We start from the raw sequence: 22,569 nt of genomic DNA, 5'->3' as shown, positions 1-22,569 counted from the left end.
GCTGGCCCTTAGGGCGACGTGCTTCCGCCGCCCTGCCCCAGCCGTGCCGTGTAGACCGCGCGCACTTGGGGGCTCGCCGACGAGTTGCAGCACTTACCCGACCAGTAAGCCCGCGGCAATCGGGCCGGCTCCGACGGTCTCCTCCCGCCCCGAGTTTTGCAGCTTGTGCACCGCCAGCGCCTGCGCGGCTAACGCTTCGTTGATTTCCATCAGATTGAGGTCGTTCACGCTCCAGCCGGCGCGTTTGAGAAAGCGCTTGGAAGCCGGCATAGGATCCATGCCCATGATCTTCGGATCGACGCCGGCATTGGCGTAAGCCTTGATGCGCGCGAGCTGCGTGAGACCGAGCGCTTCGGCCTTCTTCGCCGACATCACGATGACCGCCGCCGCGCCATCGTTGATGCCCGATGCGTTGGCGGACGTGACCGTGCCTTCCTTGCTGCACGCGGGCTTCAGGCCCGACAGCGCTTCGTGCGTCACGCCGTGACGCACGAATTCGTCCGTGTTGAACAGCAGCGGGTCGCCTTTGCGCTGCGGGATCCAGACGGGCAGATTTCATCGTTGAAACACGTGCAGCGTTTTAATTCGGCTTTCCTAAAAACATTGACAAAGTCTGCAGTAGCCAAAAACAGGGGCACCATCGCGCGACCATGCAGCTCAACCTCGTTCGCCAAAAAGCCGCTCGATGCCCCCGAGCAGGTGCGCACGCATGGCTTGCCGGGCGCGCTCGGGATCGCGTTGCGCGATCGCCTGCACAATCCCGCCGTGTTCGCGGATGATCGCTTCCTTGCGCGTCGCGACAGTTTGCGCGGACAGGTCGCGGATCAGCCTCACGGAGAGACGCATCTGGTCGGCGAGCGATTCCATCGTCAACGCATAGAAGCGGTTGCCGCTCGCGTGCGCGATGGCGATATGGAACGCGATGTCTTCGTCGACCCCCGGACGTCGTTCGTCGAATGCCTGCAGCATGCGCTGCTGGGCGCCGTCGATCGCGGCGTTCGCGCCTTCATTCGCCACCGATGCCGCCAGGGCCGCGCCTTCGGTTTCGATGGTCATGCGGAACATCAGAAAGTCGCGCACATCCGAGATGCCGGCCAGCGAACCATACGCGATGGCGGGCGGCGGGGCGCTCTTCGATTGCACGTAATGCCCGGAACCCTTGCGGGACACGATGCGGTTCTCCGTGCGCAACCGTTCCAGCGCAAGGCGCAGCACGGGGCGCGAAATGCCGAGCTCTTTTGCCATGCGGTCTTCGCTCGGAAGCCGCGCGTTTTCGGCGAAGCGGCCGTCGTCCAGCATGATGACAAGCGCGTCGTACGCGTGCCGCGTGAGAGAAGTCTCCTGATTCATGGCATAGACCGAAGCGGTGAGCAATAAGAAGGCTGTATAACAGCTTTCGCACACCGGGCGCAACACTCGATGTTTCCCCAGGCGCGAAGTAAAAGCTGTATCACAGCTTTTACTGCCCATTGACACTTGTTTTGGCTGAACCGGATACTGCGTCAATGCTTCACCCGGCACTCAGTCAACTCAGGAACTCAACCCAACATGTCGATCGTCACCGCACTCCGCACGCTGCGCATTCGCGAGCATCCCAATCTCATCTGGGTCGAACTCGAAACCAATGATGGCCTGACCGGCCTCGGCGAATCGTTCCGTGGCGCGGAGGCGGCCGAAGCCGTGTTGCACAGCCAGGTCGCGCCGTGGCTCATCGGACGCGATGCGCGACACATCGAAGCCGTCTCGCATCATCTAATGACCCCGTACGTCGGCTTCAACAGCAGCAGTGCGGAGACGCGCGCCGCGAGCGCCATTGATATCGCGCTGTGGGATCTCGCTGGCAAGCGGCACGGCGTGCCGGTGCATGTCGCGCTCGGCGGATGCGTGCGCGAGTCGGTGCCGGTCTACAACACGTGCGCAGGGTATCGTTTCAATACATCGGGCGCGGCACGGCGCGATATCGGCAGCACGGATGCGATGTCCGGCCCGTATGACGATCAGATCGCCTTCATGCGCGAACCCGGGCGTCTTGCCGAAAGCCTCCTCGAAGAAGGCTATCGCGCGATGAAAATCTGGCCCTTCGACGTTTTCGCGCCGAAGAGCAATGGCCATCTGCTGAGTCTGTCCGAACTGAAGCAAGGGCTCGATCCCTTCCGCAGGATTCGCGCGGCAGTAGGCGATCGCATCGAGGTCATGTGCGAATTGCACAGCCTATTCGGCGCGCATGCGGCGGCTCGGATCTGCAATGCGCTCGAAGATGTCGGCGTGTTTTGGGTTGAGGATCCGCTCAACAAAATGGACGATGCCGCCGCGCTCGCCGATTTGCGCCGCCGCACGCGTGTGCCGATCTGCGGCAGCGAAACGCTTGGCAGCGCGCGGCAATACCGCGATCTGCTCGCCGCCGATGCACTCGATATCGTGATGCTCGATCTGGCGTGGTGCGGCGGCCTGAGCGAGGGCAAAAAGATCGCCGCGCTGGCGGGCATGTACGCGAAGCCGCTCGCGCCGCACGATTGCACCGGTCCCGTCACCCTGATGGCCGGACTTCATCTCGCGGTGCACGCGCCCACCGCGATCTTCCAGGAAGTGGTGCGCGCGACGCTTGCCACGTGGTATCGCGATCTCGTCACCGAGGTGCCTGTGCTGAATCACGGCGCGGCGCTCGCGCCGACCGCGCCCGGCATCGGCACGGAATTGCAGCCGTCGATTCGGACTCGCGACGACGTCATCGTGCGCGAGAGCGGATCGCCTCGTCGCAACTGAAGCCTCGGACACTCACGATCGATACGATCCAATCGCCAATATTTCGTATGCCTAATCAATTCAAACGAACGTTGAAGGAAGGTAAGCAGCAGATCGGCATCTGGTCTTCGATTCCGAGTCCGTTCGTGACGGAACTGCTCGCCGGAAGCGGCTACGACTGGATTCTGCTCGACACCGAGCACGCACCCGCCGGCGTGCCGCAGATGATCGAACAACTGCGTGCCGCCGATGCAGCGCGTCCCGGCGCGGGCGGGCGCACGTCGGCCGTCGTGCGTCCCGCATGGAATGATGCGGTGCTCATCAAGCAGTATCTGGACATCGGCGCACAGACGCTGCTACTTCCGTTCGTGCAGAACGCGGAGGAAGCGCACTACGCCATCGCCGCCACGCGCTATCCGCCGCTGGGCACCCGCGGCGTGAGCGGGGCGATGCGCGCGTCGAACTTCGGCCGCAATGCGTCGTACCTTCATTGCGCACACGAAGACACGTGTCTGCTGGTTCAGGTCGAAACGCGCGAGGCGCTCGCCGAGATCGAAGGCATCGCACGACTCGACGGCATCGACGGCATTTTCATCGGGCCGAGCGATCTGTCGGCGAGCATGGGTCATCCCGGCGACTCGAAACATCCGGAAGTGGATGCAGCCATCTGCGACGCCATCGTGCGCATCCGCGCATGCGGCAAGGCGCCGGGCATCCTGATGGCGGATGCCGCACGCGCATCGAAGTATCTGCAACTGGGCGCGCAGTTCGTCGCGGTGGCGATGGATGTGGGCGCGCTACGCATGTCGATCGAACACAGCCTTCGGCAATTCCGCTGACGGCATCCATACCGACATATCGATAACACTTATCAGGAGACGGAAGCCATGAGCAACGAAGGCCTCGGCCGCGCCGGCGTGCGCGCGCAGTTTCTCATCGCGTTACTCGCGATGTTCACATGCGGCGTGTGCGACGCGTTATGCGCCGGACTCGCCGCTGATCTGCAGCGCGCTTACCTCGACGGCATTGACCGGGCGCACTCGGCCACGATGATCGCCAACGCACTCGGCTGTTCGTTTCTCGGCTTCACAGTGATGCTCATCGTGTGCAGTCTGCTGCTCGACAAGGTCGGCATGAAGGCGATGCTGCTGTTCTCCGGTGTGCTGTTTCTGCTCGCGAGTCTCACGCTCGCCTATTGCGGCACCCTCGGCGAGGGACGCAGCGTGTATTACCTGATCGTCGCCGGCATGTTCCTCGGCGGCGCGGCGCACGCGGTGGTCGAAGGCACGGTGAACCCTCTCATGGGCACATTGTTTCCGAAAGGCTCGACGCACTACATGAGCATGCTGCACGCTTACTATCCGGCCGGCCTCATCACGGGCGGGGTGCTGTCGGTGATGAGCAATCCTGCCACGCTGTCGTGGCACTACCTGTTTCTCGTCATCGCGGCCATCACCGGCGTTTACACGTTCATGACCTTCGGCCGCCAGTTCGCAGGCACGACGAGCACGCTGCTCGGCGTCAACTTCCGCAACCAGTTTGTCGAGTTACTGAAGCGTCCGAGCTTCTTCATGTGGTTCGGCATCATGCTTTTCACCGCGACGATGGAGATCGCGCCGCGCGAATGGATCGACGTGACCTTGTCGAACGTGGTCGGCATGCGCGGCATTCTCATCGTCGTGTACGTGGCGGCCTTACAGTTCGTCGGACGTCATTTCGCGGGCTTCTTCGAAACGCGCCTGTCGGTCGAAGGCTTGCTCGCGGTGTCCGCCGTGTTGTGCGCGGCAGGTCTGTTCGGACTGGGATATGCGCACTCGCCGGCCACCGCGCTGGTTGCAGCGACCTTGTGGGGCTTCGGCATCTGCTATGTGTGGCCGGTGATGCTTTCCATCGCGACGGATCGCTATCCGCGTGCGGGCGCGATCGGCGTCGGCTTCATGGGCATTGCAGGATCGATCTCGATCTATGTGGCGATGCCGTTTCTCGGCCGTATTGTCGATGCCGCGAAACTGAAGGCAGCCGGCGGTCCCGCGGCGCTCGCCGCCATGACAGCGGAACAGGTGCAGGAAATCTCGCGTCAAGCGGCAAGCGATTCCTTCCTGCTGGTGGGCGCGATCCCCGCCGCGCTGGTGATCGTGTTCGCAGTGCTGTGGATGCGGCGCGACAAGCGCGCGATGCCCGGTGCCGCCGGAGTCTACGATGCTTGAGCATCACGCACGCGATGGCTTTCTCGACTCGTCGGCGCTGCATCGCGTCTTCGCGAACGGCCGGGCGGATGCCTTGCTCGCAAGCAGCGTGGGTTCGGTGTTCGTCGCGAGCGGACACCGCACCTGGCTCGACGAAAAGATGCAGAGGTGGATGGCGTCTCCCTGCGGCGACGAATCGCCGCGTGCCGGATACGCGGTCGTCTTGCCGAACGGAAAAACCGGTCTGGTGGCAAACGGCGTAGCGCGAGCGGACGCGCAAGCCTGCGGTCACGACATCGTCGTGCTGTTCGGACGCGGTCAGCGACACTCCGCACCCGAGGCAGCCTTGAACGCCCTGCTGCACGAAATGGAGCTCGTAGGCAAACGCGTCGGCTGGGAAGCGCAGGTCACCCCGCGCGAAGCGATGGAACAGGCCGCGCCGATGTGCTCTTTCGTCGATGCCAGCCTTACCTGGCGCGTGCTCAAGTCGGTCAAGAGCGCTCGCGCCATCGATACGATGCGGCGTGTCTGCGCCATGACCGAGCGAGCATTGAACGAGAGCCTGCCGTCGTGGACCCGGCGCGACGATCCGCACGCGGCACGTCGCCGCTTCATGAGCCTCATTGCGGAAAGCGGCGCGGAGTTCGACCACTTCGCGTGGGGCATGGCGGGCGGCGGCGTATCGGTGCGCCTGCCGCCGCCACGTGATTCGGGCGCGTTGTTCTTTGATGCAGGCGCGCGCCTCGACGGATTTTATTCCGACACCGGCCTGACGCTCACGCACGGCGCATGCTCATCCGCCGACGAGCGACGCTATGCGGACGCGCTCGGCGTGCTGAACGCGGGCCGCGCGAAGCTGCGCGCAGGCGTTCGCGCGTCGCAGGCATGGCACGCGATGCAATCCGCATCGCCCGATTCGACGCTGGTCGCGCAAGGGCACGGCCTCGGCACGTCGATCCGTGAATGGCCGTTCTTCGGCGCAGAGACCGGGCATTGCGTCCATGACGGTATCGGCGAATACGAGATCGACCAGCCGCTGGTCGAAGGCATGGTCATCAATCTGGAAGTCGCCGGGCATTGGCCTGACGGCGCCTCGGTGCAGGTCGAACAGACGTTTCTCATCGAGGCCGACGGCGCGCGGCGGCTCGCCGATCAGCCGCGCGACCATCCGTTGATATTGAACTGAAAGTGAACGATTGAACACGATTCGAACCCCAGGAGAGATGATGGCTTCCAACACCGTGCGCCTGACGACGGCGCAAGCAATCCTGCGCTATTTCGGCGCGCAAAAGGTCTCGCGCGATGGCGCGATCGTTCCACTCATCGGCGGCGTTTTCGGCATCTTCGGGCATGGCAACGGTGCGGGCTTTGGCCATGCGCTGAGTCTCGGGGAGGGCCATTTGCCATTCTTTCAGGGCAAGAATGAGCAGGCGATGGTCCATGCCGCGATCGGCTATGCGAAGTCGCATCGATTGATGTCGACGCTTGCGGTGACGACATCGCTCGGCCCGGGCGCGACGAATCTTGTGACGGGCGCTGCGACCGCCACGGTGAATCGCGTGCCGGTGTTGCTCTTGCCGAGCGACGTATTCGCTTCGCGCCGTCAGGGGCCGATCCTGCAGGGCCTAGAAATGCCACAGGATTTCGGCATGTCGGCGAACGACACGTTGCGGCCCGTGAGCCGCTATTTCGATCGCATCACGCGAGCCGAGCAAACCATTCACTCGCTGCCCCATGCGACCGCTGCATTGCTTGATCACGCGAATGCAGGCGCGGTCACCATTGCCGTGTGCCAGGACGTCCAGGGCGAAGCGTACGACTTTCCCGCGCATCTGTTCGACGAACGCATTCATACAATCGACCGCGCAAGGCCGGACGCGCGTGCGCTCGGCGAAGTCGTCGCGGCGCTGACACAGGCGAAACGCCCGCTGATCGTCGCGGGCGGCGGCGTTCGCTATGCGGGCGCGGAGGCGGCGTTGGCCGACCTGAGCAATACGTATGGGATTCCTGTCGTGGAGAGTCTCGCCGGGCGCACGGGCGGTCGTGACGCCAAGGCGAATCTCGGCGGCATCGGCTTCATTGGATCGCCGGCGGCGAACGCGGCGGCGGAACGCGCGGACTTCGTGCTCGCAGTCGGCACGCGCCTGGCCGATACGCTGACCGGATCGCAGACGCTGTTCCAAGCTCCCGACCTGACGATAGCCGCTCTCAACCTGTCGACGCACGACCTCGGAAAGATGGGCGCGCTGTCGTTGCGTACCGATGCCCGCGAAGGTCTTGCCGCATTGTCACGTGCGCTGTCGGCGACGCCTTATCGGGCGGATGCATCGTGGAAGGACTTCGTGACGGGCGCGCGTGAAAAATGGCTGACGCAGGTCGACGCGATACGCGTGCATACGCAACCCGCGTTGACGGGCTTCGAGGTGGTGTCAGATATCGCGAATGCGACGGGCGCGAACGACCGCGTGGTGTTCTCGTCGTCGACGGCGATCGGTCATGCGCACGCGATGTGGAATGCATCCAGACACGGCGAACTCGACATGGAGTATGGCTTCAGTTGCATGGGTTACGAGTTGCCCGCGGCGCTCGGTCACGGACTCGGAGGTCAGGTACGCGGACGCATCGTCGCGGTGGTCGGCGACGGCACCTATCTAATGTGTCATTCGACCGAACTCGTGACCGCCGTGCAGGAAGGCGTGTCGATGATCATTGTCGTGCTCGTCAATCAAGGATGGCAGTGCATACGCGGTTTTCAGATGCATAACGTGGGCGAAGAGTTCGGCACGCAGTTCCGCCGCAAGGTGTCGGGCACGCGCGGCCTCACGGGCGAGTATGTCGAGGTCGATTACGCCGCCAATGCACGTTCGCTCGGCGCGCAGGGCTTCGATGTCCGCACGCGAGCCGAATTCAGGGATGCGCTCTCCAGAGCCGCGACGATCAAAGGCCCGGTGCTGATCGCCGCGCACACGAATCTCGAGGCCTTGCCGTTCGGTTCCGGCGCGTGGTGGGAAGTCGGCTCGCCGGATGCGCAGGAGCCGAAGACGCTTGCCGCGCATCGCGAGGAATTCGCGAAAAGGCGAGACGTCACCGCTGGTTCGTCTGAGTTCGAGGGAGACGTGACGATGCAAGGACAAGCACTCAGCTATTCACCGCCGCATTTGCCGAGCGGGCGGATGCGCGGCATGACGGCGATCGTGACCGGCGCGGGCAGCGGCGTCGGCGCGGAGATCGCGCGCGTGTTTCATGCGGAAGGCGCGCGCATCGTCCTGAACGGATTGACGGGCGCGAAGCTCGATGCCATCGCGACGGAGCTTGCGGAGAACGTGCACGTGTTGCCTGGCGACGTCACCGACGACGCCTATCTGGCGCGACTCGCCGCTTTCGCGGAACGATGCGCGGGCGGCGCGGTGCAGGTGCTGGTCAACAACGCGGGCGCGACGATCCGCGGTTCGCTCGACGAGACCACGTCCGAGAACTTTCGCTCGGCTATCGACGTGAATCTCGGATCGGCGATACAGCTGACGCGCCTGGTCGCACGCAAGATGCGCGTAGCGCGGGAAGGCTCGATCATCAACATGGCGTCGATTACGTCGTTGAGCGGCCTCGCGGGTGCGGTGGCGTACACAGCATCGAAGGCAGGTATGACCGGCGTCACGCGCGCGCTGGCGGTGGAACTAGCGCCGTTCAATGTGCGCGTGAACGCGGTCTGTCCGGGCGTCATCGATACGCCGATGACTTACGAACACGCCGAGTCTCAACCGGACCCGGCGGCGCATTACGAGATACTCAAGCGCCGCCAGCCGATGAACCGGCTCGCGAGCGCACGTGATTGCGCGCTGGCTACACTGTTTTTGGCAGAGCCGGCATCGTCGTTTATTACCGGCGCGTTTCTACCCGTGGATGGAGGGCGGCAGGCAGTTTGAGCCGCTCGTCTGCGGGATTGAACGCTTGATACGTCAAGGGTGTATCGGAGCGGTAACCGAAAGCGTTCTCCGCGCACGACGCAGTTGCCGTCGGTGAACGTCAGGTCGGTGCCCGAGGGAGCTTCGTCGAATGTTTGCAGGGGCGATGGGGCTCCGGAGAGGGCCCGGTGAGCGGTTGACTCTTGCATTTCAAGAAGAGACGTCCGGCCTGCCGGGTTTCGAACGGTGGCCATTGACAGTGAGCGGATGAAGCTCGCTATCCGCAAGCAGACGCTCGGCGTCATCGCCAGCGGACGTCTCACGGGAAACCGAACAGCCGCCGACGCCTCCACGAACGTCTGCTGGCGCAGCCGCGCGCGCGGTGACCCCGCTACAACGAGATTTCCCGCACGCCTTTCCGCACATGCTCCGCCTAATTTTGGGATGGAGCGTCACTCAATCTGCATCGATCAAAGACACCCCACGCCCACACATGCTTGCGGCAAAATCTCTGAGCTACACGGCCGCGTAATCACGCTCATCAACAACTGTCGCCATGTCACGGTCCATCAGAATCAATTCAGCGGCGCGATATCCCAACATCATCGCCGGACCGTTCGTATTGCCTGAAGGCGGTGTCGGCATCGCGGAGCAGTCGACAACACGCAGCCCGCTTAATCCGTGAACGCGCAAACGCGAATCAACGACACCCTCACCTGGCGCGCCCATCCGGCATGTACCCGTTCCGTGCACGCCCGGGCTCACGAGCCACTGTAGCGCTTCGGCAATCTCGTCGTCTGTCTCATAATACGTTCCGGGCACCACCTCCTTGACGATGTACGTCGCCAGTGCCGGCTGCGCCGCAAACGCACGCATGAGTCGCAGCATCTCGACAAGCGCCTTGCGGTCATCGGGATCGCCCCACCAGTTCGCATCGACCAGCACAGAATCAGCAATATCGGCAGACTGGATCGCCACGCTTCCTCGTGTTTTCGGCCGCAGATAGTAGCCGTTGAGCGTGAGGCCCGGTTGGTCCTCAAGCGCGCCGCGGCCGGGGTCGGCCTTGATTTGCGCCGACGAACGCATTGAGAACGGACCAATGCCGAATTGCACATCGGGCCAATGCGGCTGGGCACGCATCGATAGCAACGCAGTGATTTCCGGCGACGTGTAAGCCATCAAACCCTTGCGCGTGAGGTAATACTTGAGGACATGCTTCATAAGGCGCCAACCGTGGAACTCGCGATTAACGCCCCAGTCGTTCTTCATCCGGAAGGAAATCGAGAACATCACGTGATCGGCAAGATTGCGTCCGACGGCGGGCACGTCCTTTATCACGCGCACGCCTGCTTTCTCGAGGACATCGGCGGGACCAACACCCGAAATCTGCAACAACTTGGGACTCTGCAACACGCCCGCTGACAGAATCACTTCGCGCCTTGCGAGCGCAATGCGCGTTTCGCCGTTTTCGCGATATGTAACACCAGTTGTGCGCAATCCGTCAAAGAGAATGCGTTCGGCGAGTGCGCCAGTAACGACGGTCAGGTTGCTACGCCGCATGGCCCGCTTGAGGAACGCCCGATACGCCGATGCGCGACGGCCTCGCCGGTCGACGGTCGCCTGCGTATAGCCGATGCCTTGCGTGCCGGGCGTGTTTATGTCGTCGAGCACGGGCAAGCCCATCTGTTTGCCCGCCTGCAGGGCGGCACCTAGAACGCGCGAGCGAAACGGCAGTTGCGTCACCTGCAATGGGCCATTGCGGCCGCGTGAACGATGCGCGTTACGGTATCGGTAGCTTTCCATCTCGCTGAAACAACGCTCGACCTCGGCCCATGACCATTCGCGCATTCCCAACGCGCACCAGCCGTCGTAGTCGGCAGGCATGCCGCGAAGATACCAGGTCCCGTTGGTCGAACTGGAACCGCCGAGTCCGCGTCCATAGAACCATGTCTCGTTCTCGGGACGCCCCTTCTGCGCCTTGACCGGAAATTGCCAGAAGTACGCCGGATTTCCCCACATCTTCATGAAAGCACGCGGCATCCGCACGAGTTCCGATTCGTTGTCGCCGCCCGCTTCCAGCAGCAGCACGCTGCTTTTACCATCCCGGCTCAGGCGGTCGGCGAGTACGCTGCCGGACGATCCCGCGCCTACGATGATGTAATCGAAATCACTGCGCTCAGTGGACATCAAAAGCCTCATGTATCTGTAATCAAAGAATCGCCACGGCGCGAGTCCATCCGGCAGACGCGCCTCGAATCTTATGCGGGAAGCACGAAACGGTGAACCCGTGGTCGGGAAGCGCTTCAAGGTTGTGCAACTTCTCCAGATGGCAGTAGCCGATTTCCCGCCCGGCCTTGTGCCCTTCCCAGATCAGTGCCGTGTTGCCGGTTTCCGCAATCCGTTTCGCGGTGTATGAGAACGGCGCGTCCCAGCTCCATGCATCAGTGCCCGTCAGACGTACACCGCGTTCGAGCAGGTACATCGTTGCCTCGTAGCCCATGCCGCAACCCGCGCTAACGTAGTCGCCGTACCCATAGCGCGAACCTGCGCGCGTGTTGACGAGCACGATGTCGAGCGGTTCGAGCGCGTAGCCGATACGCTCGAGTTCCGCTTGGACATCGGCTGCCGTCACGACATAGCCATCTGCGAACTGGCGGAAGTCGAGCTTCACGCCGGGTTGAAAGCACCATTCGAGAGGCACCTGATCGATGGTTGTCGACGGCTGCGGCTCGCCGAATTGCGCGTCCATCGTCGAATGGAAGTGATACGGTGCATCCAGATGCGTACCCGAATGCGTTGTGAGCGTCACCCATTCGGCGGCGGCCGCTTCCCCATCCGGAAAGTCTTCAGGCTTTACGCCCGGCAGCATCGCGACGAACTCGGGCACCGTATCGGCGTGACGCTGATATGTGATCCTCGGCGCCAGAGGCGGAGGATCGGAGAGAACGTCGTTCTCGAGGTAGATCGATAAGTCGATGAACGTATGCGGTGTTTTCATAGCAATCCAGGTGAATCTCCAGGCATCACATCGCAGTGCGTTCTGGCGCAGACGCCCGCACCACGCGTTGATCGATTGCGCCGAATGGCGCGGCATCGCCGCCGTCGATACGTGCCTGCATGCGCACTCGTTCTCCAAAGCGCATGAATGATGTCTGCACGTTGCCTCGCTCGATCAGCTCGATCATCCGACACTCAGCGATGCAGGCCGAGCCCCGTCGTGCGTCTGCATTCGACACGGTGCCTGAACCCACCACGGTCCCGGCGGACAGCGACCGCGTTCGCGCAGCGTGCGCGATCAGCTGACCGAAGTCGAAGTGCATTTCGCGAGCATCGGGCTCGCCAAACCAGGTCCCATCGCGTTCCACATACAGGCGCATACACACACGGCCGTCTTGCCATGCGTCGCCGAGCGCGGCGGGCGTCACCGCAAACGGCGCGAAGCTCGTCGACGGCTTTGCCTGCAAGAAGCCGAAGCCGCTCTTCATTTCGCGCGGGCCAAATGCCCGCAGACTCCAGTCGTTGAGTTGGACGACGAGTCGAATGAAGCCGAGCGCATCGCGCGCCGACACGCCCATCGGCGTCGCGCCGACGATCACGCCGAACTCGCCTTCGAAGTCGATCTGGTGTGACTCGTCAGGCAGCGGCACGTCATCGCACGGTCCGAGAAAAAAATCCGATGCGCCTTGGTACATTAACGGCACCTCGCGGACATCGGGCACCGGCTGCATGTTGAACGCTCGCTCCATTAATTCGCCATGGGAAAGAAACGCCGACGCATCGCACCACTGAAACGTGCGCGGCAGGGGCGCGCGCGCACGCGTCGGATCGAACGCGAAGCCCTCAGACGCCCGATGGGCGTCTAAGGCTTCGCCAATTTTTTCGAGTCGATGCGCAACCTGCTCCCAATGCTCCAGCGCATACAGAAGGGTTGGCGCCACTCTCACCGCCGCCGCCGCACGCGTTCCGTCCGTCGACACCACCACCAACGAACCGTCTGCACTCCCGTCATCCAGCGTCGCGAGCTTCAATTTCATAGCTGTCTCCTCAATCAGAACCCGGTGCTCAGACGGGCGCGGCAAGCGCTAGCAGCGTTTCGCGCATGATGCGTGCGTGTTCCATGTGATCGCCCCCTTCGATCTCGATCTGCCCCAGCCGTCTTGAGTTCTCGACGACCATGCGGCATCGCTCCCAGCGGCGCGCATCGAAGCGCGCGAGCCTGTCGGCTAAAGCAAGCGTTCGTGCATCTTCGCGAGTGCATTCCTCTGCGAGCACGATCGCGTCTTCTATGCCGATACAGGCACCCGACGCCATATGCGGCGTCGTCGCGTGCGTCGCATCGCCGATCAGGACGACGCGGCCCGCATACCAGGGGCGCGGCATCAGCAGACTCTCGAGCGGCCGGTACACGATCTGCGAATGCTCGCCGAGCCGGTCGCGCAGCGCCTTCACTTCGGCTGCACCAAACGCGCCGAGTAAATCGCGCAGCTCAGCAACAAAGTTTTCGGGGTCGACGTGATCGTTCGACGGACGGTTCTCGGTCAGAAACAGATACATCAAACGCTGGGAGACGGGATTGACACCGACTTTCAGGCCCTCTCCGACCCACATCGACGCCGTTGCGATCTCCGCCGGACGCTCGAACAAGGCACGCCACACGCCCTGTCCGCTGTATGCAGGCTTCGGTGCATTCGGAAACGTGCGTGAGCGCATCGTCGAGTAGAGTCCGTCTGCACCGACCAAGAGGTCGTAGCGCGACGTCGTGCCGTCGCTGAACGAAACCTCGATGCCTTGCGCGTCTTCCGTCCACGAATCGACTGTGCAGCCAAGCCGCACATGCGTGCCGCTCGCGCGAGTCGCCTGCGCGAGGATCGCCGCAAGCGCGGGCCGCATGATCGCGCCGCCGCCCGGCACGTCCTCGCCCGCAATTCGCGGCGTCGGTAGCGCGCCGATCGGCGCACCGTCAGCGCGAAACACGTTCACGCCGTCGGCCGCATAGCCGGTGGCAAGGAACGCATCCAGCACGCCGAGCGTGCGAAACGCGCGTAGCGTTGCGCCGCCGAGGCTGATGCCCGCGCCATACGAGCGCCAGCCCGGATCGATCTCAACGAGATCCACCGCAACGCCGCGCTTGCTGAACTCGAGCGCCGCCGACATGCCAGAAAAGCCGCCACCCACGACGAGCACATGAGAGATTCCTTCAGGCAAGTTCATACTCCAGAGAAGTTTTCGTTGGATACCCACAGCTCACCTGTCTCGGTGAGCGTCAGCGGCACGCGTTGAAGTTGCTCGCCGACGCACGGGCCCTGGATGCACTGGCCGTTGTCCGGTTCGAATAACGCGCCGTGCCCCGCACAGACGATGTGCCGTCCATCAGCGCTCATATAGCCGTTCCTGCGCCATGCGAGCGGAACCGCATCGGCCAGTGCATAGTGCGGGCACGCGTTGAGCCACGCATCGACGCGCTCACCCCGTCGAACGACAAACAACCGGTCGCGCCCGCTCATATCGGGGTCGAAGCCTCGCGCCTCGCCGGGCGACAGTTCAACGAATCGGCACAGTCGTAGTGCAGCCGCGCACTCGCGGCTCAGCATGAACCGACGACCTTCGGCGGCGGACTGCCCGGCGCCCATTTCTCCCGATGCTGGAACAAGAACAGCTGCGATGCGTCCGCGCTCATCGGCGCGGCGCGTGCGACCCATTGGTCGTCGTGCAGGTCCATGTCCGCGTCGTACTCGACGTGACAGCCGAGCGGACTGTTGAAGTACCAAAACCAGTTCGATCCGAAGCGATGACGGCCCGGTCCCCAGAACGACTGGTAGCCCTTCTCGACGAAACGCGTGCCCGCTTGAAGCAGTTCGGTCGGGCCGCCTAGATGGAACGTGAAGTGCTCGCATCCTTTCATGAATGGCGGCGTCTGGATTAGGAACAGCGTGTGGTGATCGGCCGTGCCTGCTGGGCGCAGGAACGGGCCAACATCGGTGAAGCGGTCTGAGCACACGAAACCGAGACGCTCGACATAGAACGCTTCCGCCGCCGCCGCGTCCGGCACGAAGTACACGACGTGTGACAGCGAGCGCGGCTGCACGGACCTATCCGGGTTCACGCCCGGCACGTTCACGCCGCGCGTCTGCGCCGCGCCGGGTGCATTGCTTGTCTCAGCTCTGAGATCGAGCCGCTTGCGCACGGTGATTTGAAACGCGAGCGCAAATCCCATATTGTCGACGCTCGCAAGCGAGCCGTCCGCTCGCTGCTGCACTTCGCGATCCTTGCCGAGTTCGCCCGCGATGGCATCCAGCGTCGCCTGATCGGCCACACCGTAGACAGTCTCGCGCAACAGGCTCGCAGTGCCCATCTCTGGCGGCAGCCTCGCGTCGTCCTTTTGGTGGATCACGATGGCTGTTCCGTCCAGCGCTTCGAAGCGGCCGCCCTCTTGCGTCACGTCGAAGGGCGCGAGGCCGTAGTCGGTCAGGTATTGCGCGCACGCGGGGACGTCATCCACCCCGAAAACAAGTGCGTCCGGTCCGATGATGTTCATATCCTGAATCCTTTTGCTTTTCTTGAGTGACATCAAACGATGGCCGACTTGCCGCCCAGCGTCTGTGCGACCCAGTCAGCGATATATGCGCCCGCGTTCGCGGAGTTATCAAAGCTACTGTGCTGCACCCCGCCCTCGCGCTCGGTAAAAATTTTGAGTTCGCGTCGCGGGCTATTAACTAGCTGCTCGTATGTGCGTTGCGCCCAATGCAAAGGAATCTGCGAATCCTGTTCGCCGTGCGTCACCAGAAACGGCACCTTCACGCGATCGAGCACGCCATCGAGATGCACGCGTTCGGCGATCTCAAGGAAGGCGTCCATATCGGCGGCCCCCCATACCCAGCGCACGTGCTCCCAGTAATGCGGCACCGGGAAATCGCCCTCGCGCTGAAGACGCCTTTTTTGCACATCGCGCCAGTCATGATTTGCACCCCATACGACGCCGCACGCGTAACGCGGCTCGAACGCCACCGCCCGTGGGCAGAAATATCCGCCCAGGGACACGCCTTCGAGACCGATTCGAGTAGCGTCCACATCGTTTCGCTGTTCGAGCCAGTCTACGATCACGCTGGCCCAGTGCTCGCTGTCATAGCGCGCGTGAAGCCCTTGTAGACGCAGTGCTTCGCCGCTGCCCGGCTGATCGACGACGAGCGACGACACGCCGCGCCGCGCAAGCCACTGCGGCAGGCCCACTCGATACTTCAGTTCCTTGGTCGAATCGAGCCCGTTGACTTGCACCAGGATCGGTGCGCGGCCCTCAACGCCCTGTGCGCGCACGTAGAGCGCTGACAGGTGCGTGCCGTCGTACGGAATCGCCACGCGCTCGCAGTTTTCTCCGCTCAGCGCGATGCCGCGCGCGAACACAGCAAGAAAGCGCCGGTAGAGCTCGACGCGGCCCGCCGCGCCGTGCGCTTGCAGGCGCTCGCAGGTCAGCAGATAAATGGCAGCGCGGTTGTATTTGTCGCCGGCCGAAATAGGCCGGCCGTGTGCTTCGTCTTCGGCGGCGAGCTCGCACAACTGTTCCGCCATACGCGACCATGCTTCGCGGAAGTCAGCCGTTCCCGTTGCGTCCGGCTGCTTCGATGCCTCGATCAGCGGCGCGCACATTACTTCTATTTCGCCGATGCGTCCGCCCATTTCGAGCGCGAGATCGACCGCGAGATTCCAGCCGTAGTTGGTCGGAAAGTATCTGAACATGTTTGCAAAAGGCCAATGAAAAATGGTTTAGTGCGACGCTGCGTCGCTCAACGACAACCACACGCCGCCCGCACGCGACGACGCAAGAGCGGTATGAACGAAGCGCATGCCGTCGAGGCCATCGTCGATGTTTGGAAAGGCTGGCATGTCTTTTCCGCATTCAGCGCGCTGAGCGTGAATCGCCACGGCAAAGTCGCGGTAGAGATTGGCGAAGGCTTCGAGATAGCCTTCAGGATGTCCCATCGGAACACGCGTTCCGGTCGTCGCCGAAGCGCTTAATTCCGGCGCGCCACGTCGAATCAGCCGCATACTCTTGCCGAGCGGTGCGAACCAGAGCTCGTCGGGCTCCTCCTGACGCCACGTGAGGCCGCCCCTCGATCCATAGACGGCCAGTTGGAGATTGTTCGCGTTGCCGGGCGCAGTCTGGCTCGCCCACAACATGCCGCGTGCGCCGTTCGCATAGCGCAGCAGCACGTGCGCGTTGTCGTCGAGACGACGACCCGGCACGACGTGCGCGAGATCCGCTAGTAGCGCCTGCGCATTAAGTCCCGAGACGAAACGTGCGAGGTGATAGGCGTGCGTTCCGATATCCGCGATGCATCCGCCCTCGCCCGCCTGTGCCGGGTCGCTGCGCCACGCGGCCTGGCGATGGCCGCTTGCTTCGAGCGGCTCGCTTAGCCAGTCCTGCGCATATCGGACCTGGATCGAGTGAATCTCTCCGAGCGCACCCGCCGCGACCATGTCGCGCGCATGACGCACGAGCGGGTAGCCGCAGTATGTGTACGTCACGCAGAAAAGCCGGTCCGATGCACGTGCGAGACGCGCAAGTTCGACGGTTTCGTCGAGGGTTGCAGCAAGAGGCTTGTCGCAAAGCACGTGCAGACCCGCTTCCAGACAATCGCGCGCGATACGTGCATGAAGATGATTCGGCGTGACGATCGCAACAGCGTCGATGCCATCGCTGCGATTACGTTCGGCGTCGAGCATTGCCTGCCAGCTCGCGTAGGTACGTAAAGCGTCGATGCCCAACATCGCGCCCGATGCACGGGAGCGCACAGCATCCGATGAGAACGCACCTGCGACTAGTTCATAGCCATCGTCGAGCCGTGCCGCTATCCGATGGACCGCGCCGATGAACGCGCCCTCGCCGCCACCCACCATGCCGAGCCTGATACGTTTGTTCATACCTCAGTTCCTCTCGCTGTCGTGCCAGTTTTTAGTTGAAACCGAGGAGACGCCGGTTCGCCGCTTCATCCACACCCGACGCTGCGAAGTCATCGAACGTGCGCTTGGTAACTTCGATGATGTGATCGGCGATGAAACGCGCTCCTTCGCGTGCTCCAACCTCGGCGTCCTTGAGTGCGCACTCCCATTCCAGCACGGCCCAGCCCGGGAAGTCATACTGCGCAAATTTCGAGAACATTGTTTGGAAGTCGATTTGCCCGTCACCCAGCGAGCGGAAGCGCCCCGCACGCTCCAACCAGCCCTCGTAGCCGCCATAGACTCCGCGCCGGCCATCGGGGCGAAACTCTGCATCCTTGACGTGAAAGGCCTTGATCCTCTCGTGATACACGTCGATGAACGCGAGGTAATCCATCTGCTGCAAGTGAAGATGACTCGGGTCGTAAAGCACATTGGCGCGCGCATGGCCGCCAAGCGCATCGAGAAACCGCTCGAAGCTCACACCGTCGTGCAGGTCTTCGCCCGGGTGGATCTCGAAGCAGACATCGACGCCTACGTCGTCGAACGCATCGAGAATCGGACGCCAGCGGCGCGCGAGTTCCTCAAATGCCGTTTCGACAAGACCAGCGGGACGCTGTGGCCACGGATACAGAAATGGCCAGGCGAGCGCGCCCGAAAATGTCGCGTGCGCTTTCAACCCAAGACGGAGGCTCGCCTGTGCGGCGAGCATCATCTGCGAGACGGCCCATTGCTGCCGCTCGCGTGGCTTGCCGCGCAACGGCTCCGGACAGAAGCCGTCGAAAGCAAGGTCGTAACAGGGATGCACGGCGACCAGTTGCCCTTGCAGATGCGTCGACAGCTCCGTCACATCGATACCATGTTCCGCCAGCGTGCCGCGCACCTCATCTGCGTAGGTCTGACTCGTCGCCGTCCGGCGCAGATCGAACAGACGCGCGTCCCAGGTGGGAATCTGCACGCCCTTGTAGCCGAACCCGGCCGCCCATCGCGCGATCGAATCGAGCGAGTTGAACGGCTCCGAATTGCCTGCAAACTGCGCGAGAAAAATGGCGGGGCCGAGTATCGTTTTCATGGCATGCAAAATCCTTTTGGCGCAGACAGCTTCATTCGGAGGCGGGTCGCCGGACGCTGACTGCGTTGACGTCGTTCTTGTCGTGGGGGTGTTTCACCGAACCGTCCTTGCGGGACGCAGGTGGTGACGGCGGCTGATCAATGCGCGGCGCGGGTGGTGGCGCACGTCGTACAGTCCGGCACTTTTCCTCGTAGTGGTCGTTCTTCCAGACGTTTTTGCAGATGCGCTTCACCTGCTCCGCAGAACTCGCTGCGCTGCCGGATGCAGCGACGCCGTCTGCTGCATGCACATCGCTCACCATGAGCGCCGTGAGAGCCGCCGCGGAAATTGCACTTATCGAAATGCGGGTGGACATGGAGTTCTCCTATTCAGAAGCGGTGCGTCATGCCGACGCGCGCGACGGTTTGCGATGCAGTGGACGAGGCTGTGTGCGTGTAGTTGACTTCCGCAACCGCGCCGTCGCCGCTCGCCCGTTGCCAGACCAGGTTCAGATAGACATCCGTGCGTTTGGAGAGCCCGTAGAACAAGCCCGCTCCGATCTGATGAGCGTGATAGCTGTTCTGCGCCGCATTGGCCCAGTCGTAGTGATAGTTCATAGACATCACCGTATTGCGCGTCACGGGATATTGCGCACCCGCGCCGATGACCTGCACGCCCGTGCCGACCGCCGTGTTGCGCGTGTTCGTGTAGATCGCGTCGATGAACGCGGCGCCGACCGCCATTCGTCCGCCGAGGCCCCAATTACGCAATGCCTGACCCGACTGGATCACGTCGCTCGAGCGCGTGAAGGTGTACGCCGCATCCATCTGAAGCGGGCCACGGCTGAAATCGACGCCGAAGCTCTGCGTATCGCCCCTGCCCATGTGACCCGCGACGTTGCCAAATGCGTACATCGCACCCACCGTCAGGCCATTGATAGTCGGCGAACGGTAGCTGAGCGCGTTGTTAAACACGTACCAGCCCGCGAGGCCGTTGAAGTCCATGGTGCCCGCGTTCAGACCCAACTTGTCGAAAGGACCCGCCGACGTGTAGTACGGAGGCGCTGAATAAAGCTGCGGCCCCCAGCGCGATACCGTCAACGACAGGAACATGAAATCGTTCAACTGTCCGGCCGTCAGCGTGCCCCATGTATCGTTCGTGACCCCGAACGCGGGACCGAAGCCGTAGTTGGCGCCGGTCGCCGTATTGAACGTGTTGCTGATATCGAAAAAGACTTTGGTGCCCGAGCCGATATCCTCAGTGCCCTTGATGCCCCAGGCGCTCTTCCACATGATGTTTGGCTGCATTTCGATCAGGCTCTTGCCGCCGGCATTCGATATGTACGTAATGCCCGTGTCGATCGTGCCGTACAGCGTGACCTGTTGCGCCATCGCACTCGTGCCGACCAGACAGAGCCCCATCGGAATACTCCATCGGGTCCATCGGGCGGACGTCTTTCGCGCGTATCGCCGCTCGCTTTTGCGATTCATCGTTGTCGTCTCCTGACCTGTCTCTTCTGCGTAGCATTCGTCAGGCTCGCGTGCCGCGAGCCCTGCTTGTGTCGTTCTGCGCGCGCCAGATTAGCGCGTGAGTCAGATTATTGAGAGGTCCGGGCACGTCGAAAAATGATAAATTTCGCCGCCAGTCTATTGATTTCTGTGATACTAGGCCGAGGCACCCGGACGCTGGCTTCAGCGCGGGCTTTGGCTTATTTAACGCGATCCAACATCAGGGAAACCACTTACAGCGCGAGCCGATTATTGTCTCCGACAATGCATCCGGCGCCATCGTGCGGCGCGATTGTCGAGCGAATCAGAAAGGAGAGGCGGACGACATGCGGCTGAAAGGACTGGACCTGAATCTGCTGGTCGTTCTCGACGCATTGCTCACGGAGCGCAGCGTCTCGCGTGCCGCGCAACGCATAGGGCTCAAGCAATCCGCCGTCAGTTCCGCATTGGGCAGGCTGCGTGATCACTTCGACGATGCGCTGCTCGAATGGCGCAATCGTCAGATGACGCCGACGACACTCGGCTACGAGTTGCAATCGACCTTGCGCACCCTGCTGCAACGCGCGGACGTGATCAGCAACGCCACGCAGGCCTTCGCCCCGGCAGCCGCGCTGCAGGAATTCGTCGTGCTTTGCTCGGACTATGTGGCGCAAGTGTTCATGCCACGAGTCATCGCGCGACTCATGAAAGAAGCGCCTGGTGCATCGCTTTCGATCCGGCCGCTCATCACCACATTGCCGCGCTCGCGAAACCTGATGGGCGATGAACTGGAGCGGCGCGGCGCGCATCTTGCGATCGCGCCGAAGGAATTCACCTCGGCCGACCGGCCGTCCGTCGATCTCTTCCGCGAGGCATTCACATGCATCGTAGCGACCGATAATCCCCACGTCGGCGAACAGTTGAGCACAAGGCAGTATTCGGCACTGCCCCACGTGATCGCCACGTTCATGGACTCGGCCGCAAGCACAGTCGAGGGACGCCGCCTCGAACGTGCAGGCGTTGCACGACGAGTTGACGTCACGGTGCCGAACTTTCTGCTCGTGCCCGAGTTCGTAATCGGCACCGAACGCATTGGCACCGTCCCTTCGCGCCTCGCCGACGCATTGACACGGTCGATGCCTCTGCGTGCCGTACCTGCTCCCTTCCCCGCGATCGACGTATGGGAGACGCTGCAGATCAGTGCCGCGCATTCGGGCGATCCCGCGGTCGAATGGCTTGGCCATGTAATTGTCGACTGCGCGCGCGACTTCTAACCTCTCTACGAAATGCGTTATCGCTCGATCGATCTGAATCTGCTGGTCGTACTGGATGCGTTACTCGACGACCCCAGCGCCACCCGCGTGGCCGAGCGGCTCAACGTCGGGCAGCCGGCCATCAGCGCGATGCTGGCGAAACTGCGCGATCATTTCGGCGACCCTCTGCTGGTACAGGAAGGCCGCAAGCTGGTTCTGAGCCCCGTCGCAATCGAGTTGAAGCCTGCCGTGCACGCGTGGATCGAACGCGCGCGCACGCTCACTGCGGCAAAACCCGGCTTCGATGCGGCGCGCGCGGAACGGCGCTTCAGTATTGCGTGTTCGGAGATCGTCGCGGGCTTTCTGCTGCCGCTCGTCAGCTCGCGCCTTGCGCGCGACGCACCGGGCATCAGTCTGGAGGTCCGCACCTTCAGCGCGTTTCGGGCGGCGCGCACGCCCGCCATTGAAGCGCTCGAACGCCACGGGCTCGACTTCGTGGTGCTGCCGTCGATCTTCACATCCGCCGAACATCCGCGCCGGCCATTACTGACAGCCGCTTACCGTTGTCTCGTATGGCGCGGCAATCATGCCGCATTTCCTCGACTCGACGAAGTGGCGTTTTACAGGTTGCCGCATATCGTGCCGACGCTGCTCGACGGCAGCGTGGCCACAATTGAATCCGACGACGCGCTCATTCATCGCGCGCAGCGGGAGCGTGCCGTACGCACCGAACACCTGCTCGCAATACCCTTCGCGCTCGCCAACACGTCGCTGGTTGCGACCTTGCCGTCGTTCGTCGCTGAGCGGTTCGCGGCGCGGCAAACGCACCTACGCCTCGTCGATTGTCCGATTCCGTTGCCGCCGCTGAGCGAAGTCGTGCAATGGCGTCAGAACCGCGAAAACGATCCGGCATACGTGTGGTTCAAGGACTTGTTGCTCGACTGCGCAAAGGAAATCGCGCCACAGGCGTGACGCGAGAAGTGTGCAATACTGCCACGCCGCGCAAAGCAGTGGCGT

The 22,569-nt window shown here is 62.7% G+C and carries 19 protein-coding genes and 1 pseudogene; 7 read left to right on the top strand and 13 right to left on the bottom strand.

Annotated features, from left to right (window positions below; genetic code table 11):
- Positions 1 to 96: 96 nt before the first annotated feature.
- Together AWB82_RS08320 and AWB82_RS08315 are read right to left on the bottom strand one after the other, a co-directional pair.
- A pseudogene (locus AWB82_RS08320) lies at positions 97 to 552 on the bottom strand (thiolase family protein); the annotation flags it as partial.
- 105 nt (positions 553 to 657) lie between these two features.
- A complete protein-coding gene (locus AWB82_RS08315; RefSeq protein ID WP_159462571.1) occupies positions 658 to 1,350 on the bottom strand; it encodes a FadR/GntR family transcriptional regulator in 693 nt (230 codons plus the stop codon).
- 198 nt (positions 1,351 to 1,548) lie between these two features.
- Between AWB82_RS08315 and AWB82_RS08310 the strand changes: the two genes are divergently transcribed.
- The 5 genes from AWB82_RS08310 to AWB82_RS08290 are packed head-to-tail and all read left to right on the top strand — an operon-like array spanning position 1,549 to position 8,851.
- Positions 1,549 to 2,763, top strand: coding sequence for a mandelate racemase/muconate lactonizing enzyme family protein (locus AWB82_RS08310; RefSeq protein ID WP_086966678.1), 1,215 nt, complete (start codon positions 1,549 to 1,551; stop codon positions 2,761 to 2,763).
- A 47-nt stretch (positions 2,764 to 2,810) separates the two neighbouring features.
- A complete protein-coding gene (locus AWB82_RS08305; protein WP_200818067.1) occupies positions 2,811 to 3,581 on the top strand; it encodes an HpcH/HpaI aldolase family protein in 771 nt (256 codons plus the stop codon).
- A 48-nt stretch (positions 3,582 to 3,629) separates the two neighbouring features.
- Positions 3,630 to 4,949 (top strand): MFS transporter, encoded by a 1,320-nt coding sequence (locus AWB82_RS08300; protein ID WP_086966677.1) that lies wholly within the window; start codon positions 3,630 to 3,632, stop codon positions 4,947 to 4,949.
- Positions 4,942 to 6,114, top strand: a complete 1,173-nt coding sequence (locus tag AWB82_RS08295; protein ID WP_086966676.1) for a M24 family metallopeptidase — start codon at positions 4,942 to 4,944, stop codon at positions 6,112 to 6,114. Before AWB82_RS08300 ends, AWB82_RS08295 begins: the two co-directional genes overlap by 8 nt.
- 40 nt (positions 6,115 to 6,154) lie before the next feature.
- Entirely contained in the window at positions 6,155 to 8,851 is a 2,697-nt protein-coding gene (locus tag AWB82_RS08290; RefSeq protein ID WP_159462570.1) for an SDR family oxidoreductase, read from the top strand.
- A gap of 495 nt (positions 8,852 to 9,346) precedes the next feature.
- Here the strand turns inward: AWB82_RS08290 and AWB82_RS08285 are convergent, their stop codons facing one another.
- Genes AWB82_RS08285 through AWB82_RS08240 form a run of 11 tightly spaced genes read right to left on the bottom strand, consistent with a single transcriptional unit; the run spans position 9,347 to position 20,233 of the window.
- Positions 9,347 to 11,137 (bottom strand): GMC family oxidoreductase, encoded by a 1,791-nt coding sequence (locus AWB82_RS08285; RefSeq protein WP_200818066.1) that lies wholly within the window; start codon positions 11,135 to 11,137, stop codon positions 9,347 to 9,349.
- Positions 11,040 to 11,828, bottom strand: coding sequence for a cyclase family protein (locus tag AWB82_RS08280; RefSeq protein ID WP_086966673.1), 789 nt, complete (start codon positions 11,826 to 11,828; stop codon positions 11,040 to 11,042). The genes AWB82_RS08285 and AWB82_RS08280 overlap by 98 nt, the downstream gene beginning before the upstream one ends.
- A 25-nt stretch (positions 11,829 to 11,853) precedes the next feature.
- Positions 11,854 to 12,858, bottom strand: a complete 1,005-nt coding sequence (locus AWB82_RS08275) for a fumarylacetoacetate hydrolase family protein (protein ID WP_086966781.1) — start codon at positions 12,856 to 12,858, stop codon at positions 11,854 to 11,856.
- A gap of 34 nt (positions 12,859 to 12,892) precedes the next feature.
- Positions 12,893 to 14,041 (bottom strand): FAD-dependent oxidoreductase, encoded by a 1,149-nt coding sequence (locus AWB82_RS08270; protein WP_086966672.1) that lies wholly within the window; start codon positions 14,039 to 14,041, stop codon positions 12,893 to 12,895.
- The gene (locus AWB82_RS08265) at positions 14,038 to 14,421 is read right to left on the bottom strand and encodes a Rieske (2Fe-2S) protein (protein ID WP_086966780.1); all 384 of its coding nucleotides are present in this window, start codon (positions 14,419 to 14,421) and stop codon (positions 14,038 to 14,040) included. Before AWB82_RS08265 ends, AWB82_RS08270 begins: the two co-directional genes overlap by 4 nt.
- Positions 14,415 to 15,365, bottom strand: a complete 951-nt coding sequence (locus AWB82_RS08260; RefSeq protein WP_086966779.1) for a VOC family protein — start codon at positions 15,363 to 15,365, stop codon at positions 14,415 to 14,417. Before AWB82_RS08260 ends, AWB82_RS08265 begins: the two co-directional genes overlap by 7 nt.
- Positions 15,366 to 15,397: 32 nt before the next feature.
- Positions 15,398 to 16,561, bottom strand: a complete 1,164-nt coding sequence (locus AWB82_RS08255) for an alpha/beta hydrolase family protein (protein ID WP_086966671.1) — start codon at positions 16,559 to 16,561, stop codon at positions 15,398 to 15,400.
- 27 nt (positions 16,562 to 16,588) lie between these two features.
- Entirely contained in the window at positions 16,589 to 17,746 is a 1,158-nt protein-coding gene (locus AWB82_RS08250; RefSeq protein ID WP_235023218.1) for a Gfo/Idh/MocA family protein, read from the bottom strand.
- A 31-nt stretch (positions 17,747 to 17,777) separates the two neighbouring features.
- Entirely contained in the window at positions 17,778 to 18,833 is a 1,056-nt protein-coding gene (locus AWB82_RS08245) for a sugar phosphate isomerase/epimerase family protein (protein WP_086966670.1), read from the bottom strand.
- Positions 18,834 to 18,864: 31 nt separating this feature from the next.
- Positions 18,865 to 19,188 carry a hypothetical protein gene (locus AWB82_RS36985; protein WP_143756687.1) on the bottom strand — a complete coding sequence of 108 codons (324 nt, stop codon included), beginning with the start codon at positions 19,186 to 19,188 and terminating at the stop codon, positions 18,865 to 18,867.
- Between the two features lie 13 nt (positions 19,189 to 19,201).
- Positions 19,202 to 20,233: a porin gene (locus tag AWB82_RS08240; protein WP_159462569.1), complete on the bottom strand. Its 1,032-nt coding sequence runs from the start codon at positions 20,231 to 20,233 to the stop codon at positions 19,202 to 19,204.
- Positions 20,234 to 20,412: 179 nt separating this feature from the next.
- Here AWB82_RS08240 and AWB82_RS08235 point away from each other — a divergent pair, with 179 nt between their 5' ends.
- A complete protein-coding gene (locus AWB82_RS08235) occupies positions 20,413 to 21,573 on the top strand; it encodes a LysR family transcriptional regulator (protein WP_143756686.1) in 1,161 nt (386 codons plus the stop codon).
- A gap of 12 nt (positions 21,574 to 21,585) precedes the next feature.
- A complete protein-coding gene (locus tag AWB82_RS08230) occupies positions 21,586 to 22,524 on the top strand; it encodes a LysR family transcriptional regulator (RefSeq protein WP_086966667.1) in 939 nt (312 codons plus the stop codon).
- The last annotated feature ends 45 nt before the right edge of the window (positions 22,525 to 22,569 follow it).

This window comes from Caballeronia glebae, assembly GCF_001545035.1.
GTDB classification, from domain to species: domain Bacteria; phylum Pseudomonadota; class Gammaproteobacteria; order Burkholderiales; family Burkholderiaceae; genus Caballeronia; species Caballeronia glebae.
This window is presented reverse-complemented; position numbering and strand designations above follow the sequence as displayed.

What these genes read in the sequence shown, in the direction of transcription:
- AWB82_RS08230 (WP_086966667.1), top strand. Translation starts at nt 21,586, where the DNA reads ATGCGTTATCGCTCGATCGATCTGAATCTGCTGGTCGTACTGGATGCG.
- AWB82_RS08280 (WP_086966673.1), bottom strand. Translation starts at nt 11,828, where the DNA reads ATGAAAACACCGCATACGTTCATCGACTTATCGATCTACCTCGAGAAC.
- AWB82_RS08290 (WP_159462570.1), top strand. Translation starts at nt 6,155, where the DNA reads ATGGCTTCCAACACCGTGCGCCTGACGACGGCGCAAGCAATCCTGCGC.
- AWB82_RS08270 (WP_086966672.1), bottom strand. Translation starts at nt 14,041, where the DNA reads ATGAACTTGCCTGAAGGAATCTCTCATGTGCTCGTCGTGGGTGGCGGC.
- AWB82_RS08265 (WP_086966780.1), bottom strand. Translation starts at nt 14,421, where the DNA reads ATGCTGAGCCGCGAGTGCGCGGCTGCACTACGACTGTGCCGATTCGTT.
- AWB82_RS08315 (WP_159462571.1), bottom strand. Translation starts at nt 1,350, where the DNA reads ATGAATCAGGAGACTTCTCTCACGCGGCACGCGTACGACGCGCTTGTC.
- AWB82_RS08310 (WP_086966678.1), top strand. Translation starts at nt 1,549, where the DNA reads ATGTCGATCGTCACCGCACTCCGCACGCTGCGCATTCGCGAGCATCCC.
- AWB82_RS08300 (WP_086966677.1), top strand. Translation starts at nt 3,630, where the DNA reads ATGAGCAACGAAGGCCTCGGCCGCGCCGGCGTGCGCGCGCAGTTTCTC.
- AWB82_RS08260 (WP_086966779.1), bottom strand. Translation starts at nt 15,365, where the DNA reads ATGAACATCATCGGACCGGACGCACTTGTTTTCGGGGTGGATGACGTC.
- AWB82_RS08255 (WP_086966671.1), bottom strand. Translation starts at nt 16,561, where the DNA reads ATGTTCAGATACTTTCCGACCAACTACGGCTGGAATCTCGCGGTCGAT.
- AWB82_RS08240 (WP_159462569.1), bottom strand. Translation starts at nt 20,233, where the DNA reads ATGGGGCTCTGTCTGGTCGGCACGAGTGCGATGGCGCAACAGGTCACG.
- AWB82_RS08295 (WP_086966676.1), top strand. Translation starts at nt 4,942, where the DNA reads ATGCTTGAGCATCACGCACGCGATGGCTTTCTCGACTCGTCGGCGCTG.
- AWB82_RS08245 (WP_086966670.1), bottom strand. Translation starts at nt 18,833, where the DNA reads ATGAAAACGATACTCGGCCCCGCCATTTTTCTCGCGCAGTTTGCAGGC.
- AWB82_RS08305 (WP_200818067.1), top strand. Translation starts at nt 2,811, where the DNA reads ATGCCTAATCAATTCAAACGAACGTTGAAGGAAGGTAAGCAGCAGATC.
- AWB82_RS36985 (WP_143756687.1), bottom strand. Translation starts at nt 19,188, where the DNA reads ATGTCCACCCGCATTTCGATAAGTGCAATTTCCGCGGCGGCTCTCACG.
- AWB82_RS08250 (WP_235023218.1), bottom strand. Translation starts at nt 17,746, where the DNA reads ATGAACAAACGTATCAGGCTCGGCATGGTGGGTGGCGGCGAGGGCGCG.